The following is a 15,166-nucleotide window of genomic DNA, read 5'->3' as shown; positions in this document are numbered from 1 at the left end:
GGATTATGACATCCACCATAATCCGGAAAAAATTCAGCAAGCCCCACTCACAATGCAAATACTTTATTAAGTGACAGCGCAACTTCTTGGCCAACAAGGCTTTGTCGGCTATGAAAAGTCAAGGTGCCGGAATTAAATCCCTGGTTCATTTCTGGCGCGAATGAAATGGTTTTGTTTATTGCATAATTACCGGTGAACGCGCAGGTATAATTTAACTTAAAGAACCAAGTAGAATTAACATAATAAGCCATACCCGCCTGTACCGCCCCTCCCCATATCCATTTGCTTTTCGAAATGCCATCCAAAGTACCCAAATAATAGGCAGACTCAGTGTCACTCATTTCGGCAATTTTTTGCTGAGTATTAAATAATGAAGGACCGACACCAACATAAATAAAACTGCGTTTATAGGAACGCCCAATAAAAGCTGGCAGCATTAAGGTATCATGCACTTTAGCCTCGATAGCAGCAAAGCTCACGGTGTCCGTCGTATTCAACGTAGGAGCCATTAAATTAATTGCGCGTACTGAACCCGGTGCTCTAATTTTTAAATTAGTGTATTGGTATAAAAACTCAATCCCCCACAACCATTCACTACCTGAGAACTGTTTAAAATAACCCGCTTGTGCTTCAAAAGAAAAATCTTGCGCACTATTGTGGAACGATTCTCTACTACCAGCAAAAACGCCTAATGGTGGCAAACCGCCGGTTACATTAAGTGTTCCTAGTAGATCTGAATTCAAGCGAACAAAGTTATAACTGCCACCGAGCCCAATAAAAAGTCCCGTTTGATTGATAGATGCAGAAGAAACCTCTCCTAAAGTACCGGCAAACACGAACGAACTCATTAACCCCCAAACCAATAAACATAACTTGAGCTGCTTCACATTAATCTCCAGAGAAACCGCCATAACATGCAGCGGTTTCATTTATAGAACGGTTAGAAATAACAGTTATTGCCATTATTATTCGGGCAGTTGCATTTGCCGGAAAAGGTAATTTGTTGTGCGGCATTAATTGATTGCACCGTACTGGTACACGAAGGATTTCCTCTAATAGTGATTTTTGCACCGGGAAATACCAAGTATTCAGGCCAAGGAGCATCTGCTAGAGGACCTTGGTTTCCTGTACTGGCCATAACCACGTTGGCATTTTTACCAGTAACGGGGTTAGTTTGCGTGATAATTAGTGTATAAGGATTACCAAAACCAACTATGGTGAGCAACGCACCAGCTGAAAAGCCTTTACAGCCATTGTCAGTAACCATCACATTTTTAGGAACCAAGCCCGCTGCTTTTTGAGTACAATTGGTATCAAAAAGACCATAATTTCCCTCCGCAGAAGCGACTCCTTTAACCGGCTCATCATAGGCCTCAAATGCCAAAACACCGATAGGATATCCTGAACTGACGACAAAATTAGCACTTGCTTGTTGATAAAGGGCTCGATAATAAGTCACTGCATTAGCAACAGATGGTGCGCAAGGACCAGGGCTATTGCACGCGTAAATTGACGTACTCCCCTTTGTTGCCCAACCGGTTTCAGCAGATAAAAGTGTACGACCTAAAGGGGTATAAAAAGGTTGCGTAGGTGCTGCTGGATTTGCTGGCGGGTTCGTTGAACCAACAACACGCAGATAATCCCAAGCCAATGAGTTATTTAACTGTGTTGTCGTTAATGGTTGGATCCACACCGCAGATGAGGGTGTTACCCCCCATTGAAAAGGATAGGGATCAAAAGACAAGGGGGCAGTGGCAGAATAACTATTAACTAAAGTGACCATGTCTTGCGAAATCGCAGAGCTAGGGGTTGTTAAATTACCACTTACCAAAGCAGAACCTACTGGGGTAGTGAGTCCTGCCGCTGTTAAGGTACTTTGCAGCGCACTTACCGCAGAAGTAAGATAGCCCACATTTGAGGTTGTTGGATTATTGCAAGGTGCAGTTATATTCCCCGCCTCACAATAATTTTCATGCCCAGCAAATACCAGAATCACGGTATTTTGGAACACTTGGGCTCCCACTGTATTAATTACTGTACTCAGTACAGTCTGGGCACAAGGAATATAGTTTTGCGCCGCAGGGGCTGTAGGACAACCCCCGGTGTATGCCGAATCTGCTGCTTGTTGCGGGATCACCGCCTCATAAATTACTTTCATGCCTAAGGCGTTAGCCTGGTTGATGATATCTACCCAAGAATAATCGGTGGTTTGATAGGAGCGAACGGTGGTAAACCCTGCGGCTTTTAATTGAGAAAGCTCCGCATAGACGTTGGTAATGGCTTTACCCGCGGCATTAGTTCCAACATAAAATACATCATGGTAATTAAGCAAATTTCCATTAGGATAATGATTCGGTTGGTAGTCCACGCCAACTAAGCCAGAAAATGAGGTGGCCGAGGCATAAGTTACAGCAGAAATAAGCGATACATAGAGTAATGCCTTTTTACACAAATGCAGCATGTTGTTCGTCCTTGTCGTAGCCTGGTTGCTCTAACCAGGATTCTTCTTTTATCGAAAACCTGGTTGCAAGCAACCAGGCTACATAACAGCTAGCCTGTAATTTGAGCTGGCATTTTACAATAATCTGTAAACGATTGATAATATTATTGATTAGGCATGCATGGAGAAAAAAAAGCACACTCATGTTAAAATAAAAAAAGAGCACTATTTTTTACACAACATGTTAGATGAATTGATTTCCGGTTTGCTGCGCGCACCATTTAAATTTTTCGGGTGGTTGCTCAATGATTTTATATTTGAGCAAATTATTGACCCAATAATCTACTCAATAGGAAAATGCACACTGCGAATGCTTACCTTGGGCCGATGTAAACTGGATAACCCATCGAAGATCATGAAGGCAATGATTTATATTACGGGGGTGGCAACCCTCATTGCCGGTACCTGGTTAATATTCCGCGCTTTATCTTAATTACACAAGCGTGCAACTAATACCTATTTTATTAATTCCTTGTAGACTTCTTCATCAAAACCCAATGCAATTATTTTGCCATTTTTTGCTAAAACAGGCCTTTTGATTAGTGAGACATTGGCGATAATAAATGCGGTTTTTCCCTCTAAACTTAGGATTTCATAATCATCTTTATATTTGCGATATGTGGTCCCTCGTTTATTGACGGGAAGCTCACCTGCAAAATCGCTCCATTGTTTGATTTGCTCTGGCGTGGGAGGTGTTTTTTTAAAATCGATAAACTCATAATCAACTTTATTTTTCTCAAGAAAACTACGTGCTTTTTTTACCGTATCGCAATTAGGAATAGCAAACATTGAAATCATTTATTCAGAATCCTCGTATTTTTACCTCCCCTAATCTTATAACGTTGCTCTAATTACCATCAAGAGGTATTGAGTACGCAATAAGTCGAGTGTATAATTTTGTGCCAAACCAACCCATGAAAAAGCTATGTCCAATATCTATTACATCGAAAATTTTTTTACCTCTGTAGCGCCTCAACGAGCCCCCAAGGATTCAAAAAACATATGGGATGGCAAAAAAATATTTTTCGCGGTGGTTTTAGAAGAGCTTATTGACCACGCCCGAAACTATTGTGCTAAGCGTTAAGGTTTTACAATGACATCAAGTATTATTAAACATCCGGCCCTTACTTATTCTCAAGATATTCAAGATATTTGCAGCCCTTTACAGCATCTTGATATAACCTACTTTGGCCATGCCCAACTTACGGAAAATAATCAATTTTCAGCAGCAAGTACTAATCCTACTTTTTTTGAGCATTATTTGAAAAATGAATACTATAATGCGGATCTGCATACCATCGATTTAGGGCAGCAACATAATTTTATTGCCTGGGATACGATCCAATTAGATGGTATGTGTAAAATGATGGAAGAGGAATCCTTGGCTTTTGGCGTTTTCCATACCTTCACTATTATCGAAAACGTTGCCAACATACGAAATTACTATCATTTTGCAACACGCTTCCCGAAACCAGAAATAAATCAATCTTATTTTTCTAATCTTGACCTATTACAAAAATTTATTACACACTATAAAGAACAGATTAGTCATTCAAAAACTCTATCCAGTATTTACCAAGTTCAGTATGAACTTGACTGTCCTATCTATGAAACGACCCATGCGGTTCATCATGAGGAACAAAGAAAAACCTTTCTTAAGGCTATCGTATCCACTCCCCAAAAAAGTTTTCAACAAACATTTTCTCTCATCGAAGAAAAAAAACTTGCTACGCATTTTTTAAAAACACATAACATTACACTTACCAATCGAGAATGCGATTGTTTATTACTTACCTTAACAGGAAAATCTGCCAAACAAGTTGCCTATCAACTAAATATTTCATCACGCACTGTAGAGGAACATTTAAACAATATAAAAATGAAATTTGGCGTATTCTCTAAGACCCAATTAATTGAAACAGTTATTGCTTATCTATCCAAGATTAGTACCTGAACTATATATCCCCCAAAATAACGGTATATGATAGAACTCATCCGTGAATAAAATATCTTTACTATATACGCTCAATGTCAGCCTCTTTATCAATTACCTCATATTCGAGCAGTGGCTTTTGAAATGATCGATTTATCACAAAAGCCAATAACTTGTTCCCAATATGAAGCATATGATAGGCTGGCGAATAGCAAAATACGCAGCATTCCAACCTGATTTAAAAAAGGAATACATTATCATGTTTTTTCGCACATCCCAGAAGTTACCTAGAGGAATATTTAAAGCATGTATTGTGCCCAGGCCTATTGCCTGGATCAGCACCAAAAATACTGAGGGCAATCATAATTTATCGCCTTTTAGTTATTTTAATATTGTCTGTGAGGATCCACCGATGATTATGTTTGCGACAACTGGTTCGCATAGCGATGGAGGTGCTAAGGATACGCTAAAAAATGTGGAAGAGACGATGGAGTTTACCATTAACCTAGTTAGCTATGGCAGTAAAGAAGCAATGAATATTACTTCGCAGGATTTTTCGCGAGAAACTAATGAATTTGAGGCTGCAGGAATAGAGCATGTGCCAGGAGAGCTGGTTAAAACACATAGAGTCAAAGAGTCTCCAATTAGTTTGGAATGTGTATATCATGAATCAATTCAACTACCTAGGCCAGAGCACTCGAACTTAATTAATCGAATGGTCATTGGTAAAGTGATTGGGATCCACCTTAATCCAGAAATTTTAACAACAGATCAACGAATTGATACCAATAAACTTAATCTTATCGCAAGATTAGGATATAACTCCTATACCAAAATCGAGACGGATTTTGAGTTAATAAGACCTTGAGAGCAGTGACTTTACTAAGGGATTAAAGAGAATGACCGAATATTTTTCAGATAATGACTATGCTCCTATCGAACTACATAATCAAACGCATCCGAGAATCAAAGTTTGCCCAAAATATTACGAATTGGGATTTAGTGTGGTTCCTCATATTTATGGGCGAAAGGCCGTTCTTCAACGAATATTAAGTGCCCTTGAGCAACTTCCTGCAGAATATGGCCTCCTTATCTGGGATGTGTATCGCCCAAGAGAAGTACAATGTACCTTATTTGAGTGGATGAGAAATGAAATTAGGAAAAAAAATCCTACGTTGAGCGATGAAGAAAACTATAGCGAAACTAAAAAATATATGTCACCTCCATCGCAGATAGGCGATTCATACTGCCCTCCTCATTTAAGTGGTGGTGCGATAGATCTGACATTATATCATGTGCCTACAGGTACCGAATTAGATATGGGAACAGAGTTTGACGACTGCAGTGACAAAGCTGATCGAGATTATTTTAACAAAAAAATCAATTTATCTGCGGAAGAAATGAACATCAAAAAACAGCGAAATACCCTGAGAGATTTAATGGAAAATGCAGGATTTACTTCATATCAACATGAATGGTGGCATTTTGATATTGGGACTATTTTTTGGGGTAGAGAAACCGGCAATGCCCCCGTTTTTGGCCCATTGTTTGGGAATGAAGAATGGCCTGAGCATGTAATCTCTTAGCCTCATCTTATACGAACAACCTATAAGCATCATTAAATATAATGAATGGCATCAATTATCTTCATGTATGGCTTCAAATCCAGGATCTATTTCTATGTTGATTGGCCTACCAATTTAACTTGACGCCTGCCTTTGATGACTGAACAATAGTCTATATAATCTTGATTACCAATTTAGGCTAAAGGACACCCATGTTTCAATCAGCTCTCATCATTGCACTAATGACGTTTAGCATCATTGCTCAAGCAGCCCTACCCGCCGATCCAATTCAACGTTGCTTGGATGTTCGACGGTTCGCAGACTTTACCACCCGACAGAAAATGGCAGCCAAGGAACCTGGCGTGTTGCGCTTTAAATTTCATAAAATTTCTGTCTCTGAACTCCCACTAGATAATCCTGTGGGTAATATGAATGAAATTATTGATGCCTTAAATCATCAGATTGCCAACTGTACCAAATACCGCGGCGAATATCAGGCAGTGACTATTGCAGGCCATCGCTTTACCCGTCAGGAATGGTGCATTAATACCAATAAAAAACTGCTCACATTTGCTAAAGCGGCTCGGGGCGATTTTCAAAAATATTTAACCAATATCAAAACTGAATTCGATTGGTATAAAAGTGATGGCTGGCCAGAAAATCATGCCGGATTTAAAAAAGGTGAATTTCAATTTACCGCTTATTACGCGCCAGCTGCGGTTGAAGCACGTAGCAAACGTGGTGGTGCATTTTTATATCCACTTTATGGCAATCCAGGTATTGTCAATGCAGCGGCTGAGAGCAGAAGGCTTAAATTAAAAGGCCCGCTTTGCGGCGTTGATCCACTAACCAAAACACCACGTGGATTTTGTATGAAAAACGCCAATGGCACCTACTCAATTATTCCGGACCGCGAAGAAATTGAGCATGGGGCATTAAATGCTAAACACATCATTGGCTATGTTAAAGATCCTAACGACCCTGCGTTTTTAATGCTTGAAGGCTCTGGTTCATTGATACTTGATGGCAAGTTGCTCCATATCAATTATGATGGCTTCAACGGCAGGCCTCGCACGATGTTAGGCCGTATAGTCCAATGCGCCCAAGACCCAACCTGTGGTGGTAATCTGGATAACATTGAGCGTTGCGCTAAAGATCCTAAGTGCCACGATGAGGCTAAATTACGTTGTAATGTGTCTAAAGAAATTAGGCAAAGTGCGGCATCAGAAAAGCAAATTCGCCAATATCTGGATAACCCTCTAAACCGTGCTAAAGCAGATAACTTGCGAAATCGTGATCAAAGCTATGTATTCTTTGCGAAAGAAGATGGCGGGCCTTATGGATCAGAAAATATTTCGCTAACAGCACATGCTTCCTGTGCAACAGATCATAAAGTGATTCCTATTGGCATGAATTTTATTTATAACTGTAAAAATGCCACTTCCTGGTGTGTCGCTCAAGATGCCGGTGGTGCCATTATGGGAGCCCATGTTGACGTCTATAAGGGTGAGGGAGACCGTGCTGGCGTGGAGGCAAATCAGTTGAATCATACTGGCTCATTGTATGTTGCTTTGCCAAAACGTAAATAATGGTGGTATGTAAACTCGGGCTACGTGTGTAGCCTTGATGCTGCGCTGCGTCAAGGCTACAATTTTTTCTACTTAAAGCTTCATAAAAATGGGGCGTGAAGCATATCGATGATAAAGCGCTCGCATCGCTGTAATTGCTCTAATGCAACAAATTCATCTGCGCGATGTGCTTGTTCGATACTCCCAGGACCACAAACAATTGTAGGGACGTGGGCTTGTTGAAATAACCCTGCCTCAGTAGCATAAGCAACCTTTAATAATTCCGAGCTATTCGTCACTGCTTGGGCAGCACGAACCAAGGCTTCCGTAGGCGGCGTATCTAAGCCTGGGGCACTCGCAATGGTATCAAGCACAACTTGAGCAGCTGCTTGCTCTTCTTGCATCCCAGGCACTAACTGCTCGGCAACGTAAGCCAAAATAGAGCGATGCAGTGCGTCAGGATTATCCGCTGCTAAGTTTCTAAACTCAAAAATAAACTCACATAAACTAGGAATCGTATTATAAGCATTCCCACCTTTAACTAAATTAGTCGTTAAGGTGGTATAAGGCACATCATAAGCTTTGTCTTGAGTACCTTCGGTTTTAAAACGTTGAGCGATGGAACGAAGATAGCTAATGAAACCCGCCGCGTGCTCAATTGCATTACATCCTTGACTAGTCAACGACGAATGAGCTGCAACACCGTGGATTTGGCACCGATAAACGCGTATTCCCTTATGACCAATAACTGGCAACATAAGCGTCGGTTCACCAACAATACACGCTTTAGGTTGGTAATTAAGTGCAACCATTTTTTCAATTAAATGCGGCGCCCCCAGGCAACCAATTTCCTCATCATAAGAAAACGCAAAATGGATAGGAAATGCAAAGTTTTGGGCTTTCAATTCAGGAATAAGAGCCATAACTACCGCAATAAAACCCTTCATATCGCAAGTGCCACGCCCATATACTTTATCGCCAATCACGGTAGCCTTAAAAGGATCTGTAGCCCAATCTTGCCCATCGACAGGAACTACATCCGTGTGGCCTGACAAGACGATACCGCCCTCTCGACAACCATTTTTTCCAGGCAAAGTAGCTAATAAATTTGCCTTAGGCTCTTTCGTATCAGGAATCAAAATCGGCTCAAGGTTCATATCATTGAAGCCATTGGTCACATAATCAATTAGCGGCATATTTGAATTACGAGACGTAGTATCAAATGCAATGAGTTTCGTTAACCATTCTAATGTTGTCATAATAACTCTTTGTTTTGGCAATATACCAAGCAAAACACCGCTTAGACTTAGTGCATGTTCCAACTCACTGAAAACCCATCTTAAAGTAACACTACATGGAAATGCAATTGTCTTGTGATAGCGTGGGCAGCCTGATTACAACATCTTCTAAATTGGTTCTGTTTCTTTTATCCTCTTGATATATTTTTACAATTCGCCAACTGTGGTAGAGTGTAGGCGCATATTACCTAACTAATGGACTGGTATTAATTTATGACTCAATTAAATGATTTGATAAAACCAACTTGGAGTGCAGAAAGAGCCTTAAACAAAGCATGGTCTGTACTAACTGCTGAGGAAAAGGAAACAATCCAGAATCGAATTGATAAGATATTTTATAATGAAATACCATTTCAACTTGAGCATGATAAGCTTATCTACATTCATTTATTTTCATTATTTGCCCAATTAGAAACGATTGGTTTAAGAGGCCTAATAAGATCGCTTGAGAAACTCCGTGGCACCGATTTGTATCAACAAATGCGCCAACAAATTACGGATGAAATTTTTCATGCGACGATGTTTACCAAACTGGCATTCCAGCTGTCCGCTCCTTATTCACTACCTTTAGGGCATCAAAAGAGCATCAATCATTTTATTTCCTCCCTTGAGGGCGAAGATGATCTAGCAACTTCCTTAACTTTAGTAAATTTAGTCGGCGAAGGTTGGGTAGAAGAATTATGTATTGCCATGAAAGAGAAAAACATTGCCACATCTGTTTTTGAAGCCGTACTTGCAGATGAAAGCCGGCATATGGATGAATATGATTTATACCGCCAAATTGGCTTGCCTAATAAAGAATATTTACAGAAAAAATTAGCCATTTTTGAAGATGAGTTAATTAATACTGTATTCGCTCATGAACAATACGTAACAACCCTGGGCATCCTTTTAGGCAAGGAAGGCTCGTTGAAGTTGATGAACAATATTAATCAGAAACAACATTCCATGTTAAAACAAATAGGCATCACACCCTCAGCTCATTGGCAGTTGTTTATGGAGAGCATGCCCCTATTGCTGAAAAACCTATCTCATGATTATGAAAAAGATACGCCAGTTGAACTTACCAATGTGCGTAAGCTACTGTCCGCATTATGGAATGATCCCGAATTACCTACTGAATCCGCCATTTTTAGCATTAATGTTAGCCCCGTTTGCTTTTTCGAAAAGAAATTTAAACCAGAAACAATCACTTGTCTGATGTTGCAAGCACTAAGTAAGTCCTGTTTTGATAACCCGCAAGCGAGAAATTATATTTTCAATCATAAACTGTACAACTCCCATGACAGTCATGTTGCGCTTGCAGTAAAAATTCCAGGCAGTGATCAGCTGGGTGCGATTGAATTTAAAAATTGTCATGAAATGACTATGGCTGAATTAGCGCAACATATTCAGCATGATATGAGCATCATGACCTATTGTTATAAAAAAACCCAAGCCTTACAAAAAGAACACCCCTATTTAAATGAGGTAGTAAACCGCCTCCTGACTCCTCGACATGAGCGAGTATATCGTGATTTCTTATTTGCAAGACCGGCTATTTCATTGAGTAACATTGGTCATTGGGGCTATCAGGCAGCTATTTCGCCCTTATTTCCCAGTGAAACCTTTAAATTAACCTTAACCGAAATAGAAAAGAGACAGGTTTGGAATAAAACAACGAAACAATTTGAAGCCCAAGATATATTGCCTGTAGGCCTAAGTGTTGACCATCGTGTATTTGATGGCAATATCCCACTACCACATTACATGCAAGATGCCTTTGATCAAATGTTTGCTGATATGGAGCAAGCTAAATCCAAACCCATATCACGACCATTTTCAAACCTAGATAAGTTTATCAAATACAGTAATACACTCTTAGAAAATGACCTGGAATTTGGATTCCTTTATTTATTTTCACTCATGCATGTGTGGAAAAATTATATTTCCTATGATGAGTTGGCAAAAAGCATCGAGGACAGTTACCGTAAAATAAGAAAGAATCTGCCGCAAAGTGAAGGACAAGTTGGTTAACCTTTATGCGGCAGTTTTCTTTTTATTATCAACACTTAGAACGTGTAAGCAGAAGTTTTAGCTTTTGTATTAGCCAATTAACTTCGCCTGCAAAAGAATGGGTTGCATTGAGTTATTTGTTTTTGCGTATTGTCGATAGTATTGAAGATGCAAACTGGCATGAAATGCAGGCACAAAATAACTCATTTGCAACATTCAAATCATTTCTAATAGAAAAGCCATCTAATGAGCAATTCATTAAATGGCTCGCTCGTTTTCCAGCTCAACTACCCTCGGAAGAAAAACTGTTACTTTGCGATCTTCCGCTCTTGCTCGAAGATAAAGATAAATTACCTGCCCCCATAAAAAACGCGATGATAAAAACCATTGTGCAAATGATCGATGGGATGCAGCATTTTCTTAATCATTATACAGTTGAAGACAAAATTATCTTTCCTTCTCTAGCAACCACCAATCAGTATTGCTTTTTTGTTGCAGGAATCGTTGGCAAACTACTGTCACAAATTTTTACTTACGTAATTGCTGATTTTAAATGGACTGCTGAGCTGTTAAATCAATCCTTTCATTTTGGCTTTTTTTTACAAAAAGTTAATATCTTAAAAGATAAGATAGATGATGAAGCAAACGGGCGCTTTTTTGTTTCGCCAGGAACAAATTTACACGAGAGTTTAGCCATCAATGCCCATCATTCGCTAGCCTATATAAAAAGCATTCCCATAGTTACAGGACGCCCATATCGTTTATTCTGCGCCTGGTCTATGTTTATTGGCTTAGCGTCGTTACGCTGGCTTGATCAAAATGGACAAGGAAGCAAAATTAAACCGCGAGAAACCTATTATCTAGTAAATCAAATTACCCTGTTAATTGATGATAATCAGGCTTTAGAGAAATTATTTTATAGCTATTTACCAAGACAAGAAAGACAAGACACTCATTCAACATCTGCTATGCACATACCCTCTTGGTTTAAGAGCATTTATGATGAGGAGCAAGAGGCTATCTCTTGGTTTGAGCTTGGGGTTGTGGTTTAAATAATGCGTGTTTGTGTACTAATGTAGTGCAGTTCAATGAAAACCTGGTTGCGAGCAACCAGGCTATATTATTTAATTTTTCATTCATCTTTATTCAAACTAGCTACTGAAGCTAAATGCTTGCGTCGTAGGAAAAATCCTAAGGCAACAATGGCAATAATTAAAATAGGCACAATGAAAAGAAATATATGTGTTTCCATCCACGCAATACTTATGGCGAATAAACCAAGTACTACCCCTATAAAAAGGAAAGTCGACTCAATATAAATACCGGCCAAAAAAATCGCTTGAGCAATTAGTGTGATAACCCCTAATGTTCCAAGAAAGGGACTTATAATACCTATATCGACATAAATTGACATGATATAAACCGAACCAATTAGCCCTAACCAATGCAATAGTTCATGCCAAATAAGCGCAGGCGTTGAGATAGCATTCTTATGTTTAAGGTAAAAACTCAAGCCCAAAGCAAGTAAAGCGATGATAACGGTGGTGATTTGCCAAAAGCGCCACGCGCCTGAGGCTTTCATATTGGTCAGAATTAGACCGATGAAGGTAAGCAGCAGTATGATTATTCCGACAGCAAACCGCGCAGTCCAAGGATGTAGCGCATTATTCTTTTCCATAAAAAAACTCCTCCTAAAAGTCTTAACCTTTAGTATTAAAAGGAGAAATAGAAAGAGTTAACCAACTATTCCATCCTGATGCTCTAGCCTGTGCATTAAACTCTTTATAACCTTTGAGATTAAGCAATACGTGTACCCGTTTAAATACTTTTAAATAACCAATTTGTGGCCCGGCACTAAATACTCGCGATTTAAAACACCCAACAAAATTGCCACGCCCCCGATCACAGAATAATTGTTGATAGATATAACCAACGGCTCCTAGTTGCGTTTTCTAGAAAAAAACTTAGAAGCACTAAAGTCCGAATGCATATCTACACCATTTTGGTGTGGGTCTGTTTATTTTCAAAGTTATAAGTCCAGCCTAACACGGAAGAAAACTCATATCCTGTTCCTGGATTAAAATAGGTATAGCCTATACCACTTACAAGCTACCTCAACAACCATTGCAGAAGATCCAGCGATGTAATCATTGCCATCACAGACAATGATTACATTTAATCTCTTTAAGCTAGTTTTTTGCTAAGTTCAGCAACATGGCGCCCTTGGGATCTGGCAATTTTCTTTTCGATTTCCAGGGGAGTACGACTGCCATCGGCGCCCGCAATGGTGCCCGCTCCATAAGGTGAGCTTCCACGCATTTCACTCAGGTCAAACAGACTCGATTCACTATAAGGAACGCCGGTTATCAACATTCCATGATGGGCAAGCGTATTCCAAAAAGAAGTAATCGTTGTTTCATTTCCGCCTCCGGTGCCAGTAGAGACAAAAACACTTCCTATTTTTCCAATTAATTTCCCTTGCACCCATAAGCTGCCAGTTTGATCAAGAAAGTTACGCATTTGTGCTGCCATATTACCGAAACGAGTAGGTGTGCCAAAAATAATGGCATCATAATCTACTAACTCTGATGGGCTTGCAATCGGAGCCTTTTGATCAAGCTTTACCCCTGCTTTTTTGGCAACATCGTCTGGCATTGTTTCAGGTACGCGTTTAACTACCACCTCAACACCAGGAACTTCTTTTGCCCCTTCTGCAACCGCATAAGCCATTGTCTCAACATGCCCGTAGCTTGAATAATATAACACTAATACTTTACTCATCTTAAATTCCTTTTACTGATATAAAATGCAATTAGCAGGATAGCCGATACTTACGTTGATGTCTTGTAGACTATTATTATTTTTTCCAAAAATCTTTAGTTTTAGCACTCATTCTTCATTAATAACTCATTGATGCGCGATGCCGGATAAGGCGTTAATTTACTGTCTTTTTGCAGTTGTTGAAAAAACTCATCCATCATTAACGCAGTTAAACCATAACGTTTAATACATGCTGCTAAAATTGGCATCAATTGTGTTGCCTCACTTTGAATCAGTTCATGCAGCTTTCTTTCCCAGTGCTCTTTGCCAAAAATTGACGTGATGAGGCAATGGAGTAAATTAACGGCAGCACAGGCTTCATCATAATTGCGATGCTGTTTTAAAAACGCAGCTTCAGCAGAGCTTAGTGCAAATTTTTCCGATAAAGCCAAGCCAAAGTCAGTAAAAAATAAGGTATCACCATCGGTCAGAATATTTCTAAAATGCGCATCAAAATGAATAAGACCGTGAGCATTCATATAACGATTTGTGGAATTAAGACTACGCTCAACGAATTGAATAGCGCGCTCCGCGCGCTCATCCCCTTGTTTTATTTCATTACCTAACCAATGTTCCAAATTTTGCGGGACATATTCCAGAAATACTGCGGCATAAGTGGAAGCATTATTAATATCTTGTACGCGCATACGCACGGAGCTCGAATTTTCCCAATATTGAGTATATTCATCGATATTACCCCAATGATCAATATTTAAATCCTCTGGGGTGCCAGGAAGGATACGCCAATGATACATTAGAGGAAAATTAACGCATTCCGCTAAAATGACCCAATTGGTTGTCATAATGTGTGTGGCTAGCTCGCGCCATACGCCAAAACCGGCAGAGCCAACACCGTATTGGTAAAATAAAGGCAAATCAAAAATATTGGCCGTGGACATTAGGTTTTGTGGAAGCTGTTCTCTATCGGTTATTGGAATTTTTTTCACAAATACGGGGATGTTGTTTATATAAGCAAAGACTGATTTGCCACCGATGCCAGCATGTACCGGCTTTGCCTGATTTAAAATCTGTCCTAGCGTTTCATTGCTTAGACAAGCCATATGTGTTGAAACAGACTCGTACTTTTTAATACGCTGCGTTAATTTATTCATCAAAATAATCTCGTCTCAAAAGTCGGTATCCAATATTCAACAACCTCCTCAAAAACAATTATAACGATGGAGATGACGGTTGTGATAAAGGCGTTTTCTCGTCTATTTTATCGTTTAATGGTAAAGCAAAAAATCGCGGGGCAGAGGTATTTTTTATGAATAAGACAACAGATGTACTATTCAATGAAAAATGCTACGGGCTTTTTATGTCACTCTCAATTTTTAATCCCATTTTTACTTAGCCAATGAAAATGAGCTCTGCAAAAATTTTTAATCGTTTTTTAAAGGCATTTTTTATTTCAGCGCACTGAATTAAGATCGCGAAGTAGGCGTTTATATTTTTATCCCAAATATGAATATCGGGCTATGGCCGAC

Annotated in this window: 15 protein-coding genes; 7 read left to right on the top strand and 8 right to left on the bottom strand. The window is 39.5% G+C overall.

Features of this window, described 5'->3' with window-relative positions:
- Positions 1 to 47: 47 nt before the first annotated feature.
- The gene (locus J2N86_RS01155) at positions 48 to 887 is read right to left on the bottom strand and encodes a hypothetical protein (RefSeq protein ID WP_252580377.1); all 840 of its coding nucleotides are present in this window, start codon (positions 885 to 887) and stop codon (positions 48 to 50) included.
- A gap of 53 nt (positions 888 to 940) precedes the next feature.
- Positions 941 to 2,461, bottom strand: a complete 1,521-nt coding sequence (locus tag J2N86_RS01150; protein ID WP_252580376.1) for a glycosyl hydrolase family 17 protein — start codon at positions 2,459 to 2,461, stop codon at positions 941 to 943.
- Between the two features lie 160 nt (positions 2,462 to 2,621).
- Here J2N86_RS01150 and J2N86_RS01145 point away from each other — a divergent pair, with 160 nt between their 5' ends.
- Complete coding sequence (locus J2N86_RS01145; RefSeq protein WP_252580375.1) at positions 2,622 to 2,933, top strand: hypothetical protein; 312 nt, start codon at positions 2,622 to 2,624, stop codon at positions 2,931 to 2,933.
- A gap of 23 nt (positions 2,934 to 2,956) precedes the next feature.
- Here J2N86_RS01145 and J2N86_RS01140 read toward each other — a convergent pair whose 3' ends face one another.
- Entirely contained in the window at positions 2,957 to 3,298 is a 342-nt protein-coding gene (locus tag J2N86_RS01140; RefSeq protein WP_252580374.1) for an arsenate reductase family protein, read from the bottom strand.
- 295 nt (positions 3,299 to 3,593) lie between these two features.
- Here J2N86_RS01140 and J2N86_RS01135 point away from each other — a divergent pair, with 295 nt between their 5' ends.
- The 4 genes from J2N86_RS01135 to J2N86_RS01120 all read left to right on the top strand — a co-directional run bounded on the left by J2N86_RS01135 (position 3,594) and on the right by J2N86_RS01120 (position 7,587).
- Entirely contained in the window at positions 3,594 to 4,454 is an 861-nt protein-coding gene (locus tag J2N86_RS01135; RefSeq protein WP_252580373.1) for a helix-turn-helix domain-containing protein, read from the top strand.
- Between the two features lie 163 nt (positions 4,455 to 4,617).
- Entirely contained in the window at positions 4,618 to 5,301 is a 684-nt protein-coding gene (locus J2N86_RS01130) for a flavin reductase family protein (RefSeq protein WP_252580372.1), read from the top strand.
- A 31-nt stretch (positions 5,302 to 5,332) separates the two neighbouring features.
- Positions 5,333 to 6,019: a M15 family metallopeptidase gene (locus tag J2N86_RS01125; protein WP_252580371.1), complete on the top strand. Its 687-nt coding sequence runs from the start codon at positions 5,333 to 5,335 to the stop codon at positions 6,017 to 6,019.
- Positions 6,020 to 6,210: 191 nt separating this feature from the next.
- Positions 6,211 to 7,587 (top strand): MltA domain-containing protein, encoded by a 1,377-nt coding sequence (locus J2N86_RS01120; RefSeq protein WP_252580370.1) that lies wholly within the window; start codon positions 6,211 to 6,213, stop codon positions 7,585 to 7,587.
- An 80-nt stretch (positions 7,588 to 7,667) separates the two neighbouring features.
- On the opposite strand, the gene argE is transcribed toward J2N86_RS01120, so the two are convergent.
- Positions 7,668 to 8,825, bottom strand: a complete 1,158-nt coding sequence (gene argE / locus J2N86_RS01115; protein WP_252580369.1) for an acetylornithine deacetylase — start codon at positions 8,823 to 8,825, stop codon at positions 7,668 to 7,670.
- Between the two features lie 252 nt (positions 8,826 to 9,077).
- Here argE and J2N86_RS01110 point away from each other — a divergent pair, with 252 nt between their 5' ends.
- Positions 9,078 to 10,880: a 2-oxo acid dehydrogenase subunit E2 gene (locus tag J2N86_RS01110; RefSeq protein WP_252580368.1), complete on the top strand. Its 1,803-nt coding sequence runs from the start codon at positions 9,078 to 9,080 to the stop codon at positions 10,878 to 10,880.
- A gap of 5 nt (positions 10,881 to 10,885) precedes the next feature.
- On the top strand, positions 10,886 to 11,911 hold the full coding sequence (locus J2N86_RS01105; protein ID WP_252580367.1) for a squalene/phytoene synthase family protein: 1,026 nt from the start codon (positions 10,886 to 10,888) through the stop codon (positions 11,909 to 11,911).
- Between the two features lie 80 nt (positions 11,912 to 11,991).
- Here the strand turns inward: J2N86_RS01105 and J2N86_RS01100 are convergent, their stop codons facing one another.
- The 4 genes from J2N86_RS01100 to J2N86_RS01090 form a co-directional block, all read right to left on the bottom strand.
- Positions 11,992 to 12,537 (bottom strand): hypothetical protein, encoded by a 546-nt coding sequence (locus J2N86_RS01100; protein WP_252580366.1) that lies wholly within the window; start codon positions 12,535 to 12,537, stop codon positions 11,992 to 11,994.
- 22 nt (positions 12,538 to 12,559) lie between these two features.
- Positions 12,560 to 12,784: a transporter family protein gene (locus J2N86_RS16195; protein ID WP_407658978.1), complete on the bottom strand. Its 225-nt coding sequence runs from the start codon at positions 12,782 to 12,784 to the stop codon at positions 12,560 to 12,562.
- 259 nt (positions 12,785 to 13,043) lie between these two features.
- Positions 13,044 to 13,640 (bottom strand): NAD(P)H:quinone oxidoreductase, encoded by a 597-nt coding sequence (wrbA, locus tag J2N86_RS01095; RefSeq protein ID WP_252580365.1) that lies wholly within the window; start codon positions 13,638 to 13,640, stop codon positions 13,044 to 13,046.
- Positions 13,641 to 13,741: 101 nt separating this feature from the next.
- Positions 13,742 to 14,791: a protein kinase family protein gene (locus J2N86_RS01090; protein ID WP_252580364.1), complete on the bottom strand. Its 1,050-nt coding sequence runs from the start codon at positions 14,789 to 14,791 to the stop codon at positions 13,742 to 13,744.
- Positions 14,792 to 15,166 lie beyond the last annotated feature (375 nt).

The sequence above is a fragment of the Legionella lytica genome (genome assembly GCF_023921225.1).
GTDB lineage: Bacteria > Pseudomonadota > Gammaproteobacteria > Legionellales > Legionellaceae > Legionella > Legionella lytica.
Note: the sequence above shows the minus strand (reverse complement) of the source record. Positions and strands in the feature narration are given on the sequence as shown.

Excerpts from the sequence above, each read along its gene's own strand:
- J2N86_RS01150 (WP_252580376.1), bottom strand. The coding sequence starts at position 2,461 with ATGCTGCATTTGTGTAAAAAGGCATTACTCTATGTATCGCTTATTTCT.
- J2N86_RS01145 (WP_252580375.1), top strand. The coding sequence starts at position 2,622 with ATGGAGAAAAAAAAGCACACTCATGTTAAAATAAAAAAAGAGCACTAT.
- J2N86_RS01140 (WP_252580374.1), bottom strand. The coding sequence starts at position 3,298 with ATGATTTCAATGTTTGCTATTCCTAATTGCGATACGGTAAAAAAAGCA.
- J2N86_RS01135 (WP_252580373.1), top strand. The coding sequence starts at position 3,594 with ATGACATCAAGTATTATTAAACATCCGGCCCTTACTTATTCTCAAGAT.
- J2N86_RS01130 (WP_252580372.1), top strand. The coding sequence starts at position 4,618 with ATGAAGCATATGATAGGCTGGCGAATAGCAAAATACGCAGCATTCCAA.
- J2N86_RS01125 (WP_252580371.1), top strand. The coding sequence starts at position 5,333 with ATGACCGAATATTTTTCAGATAATGACTATGCTCCTATCGAACTACAT.
- J2N86_RS01120 (WP_252580370.1), top strand. The coding sequence starts at position 6,211 with ATGTTTCAATCAGCTCTCATCATTGCACTAATGACGTTTAGCATCATT.
- argE (WP_252580369.1), bottom strand. The coding sequence starts at position 8,825 with ATGACAACATTAGAATGGTTAACGAAACTCATTGCATTTGATACTACG.
- J2N86_RS01110 (WP_252580368.1), top strand. The coding sequence starts at position 9,078 with ATGACTCAATTAAATGATTTGATAAAACCAACTTGGAGTGCAGAAAGA.
- J2N86_RS01105 (WP_252580367.1), top strand. The coding sequence starts at position 10,886 with ATGCGGCAGTTTTCTTTTTATTATCAACACTTAGAACGTGTAAGCAGA.
- J2N86_RS01100 (WP_252580366.1), bottom strand. The coding sequence starts at position 12,537 with ATGGAAAAGAATAATGCGCTACATCCTTGGACTGCGCGGTTTGCTGTC.
- wrbA (WP_252580365.1), bottom strand. The coding sequence starts at position 13,640 with ATGAGTAAAGTATTAGTGTTATATTATTCAAGCTACGGGCATGTTGAG.
- J2N86_RS01090 (WP_252580364.1), bottom strand. The coding sequence starts at position 14,791 with ATGAATAAATTAACGCAGCGTATTAAAAAGTACGAGTCTGTTTCAACA.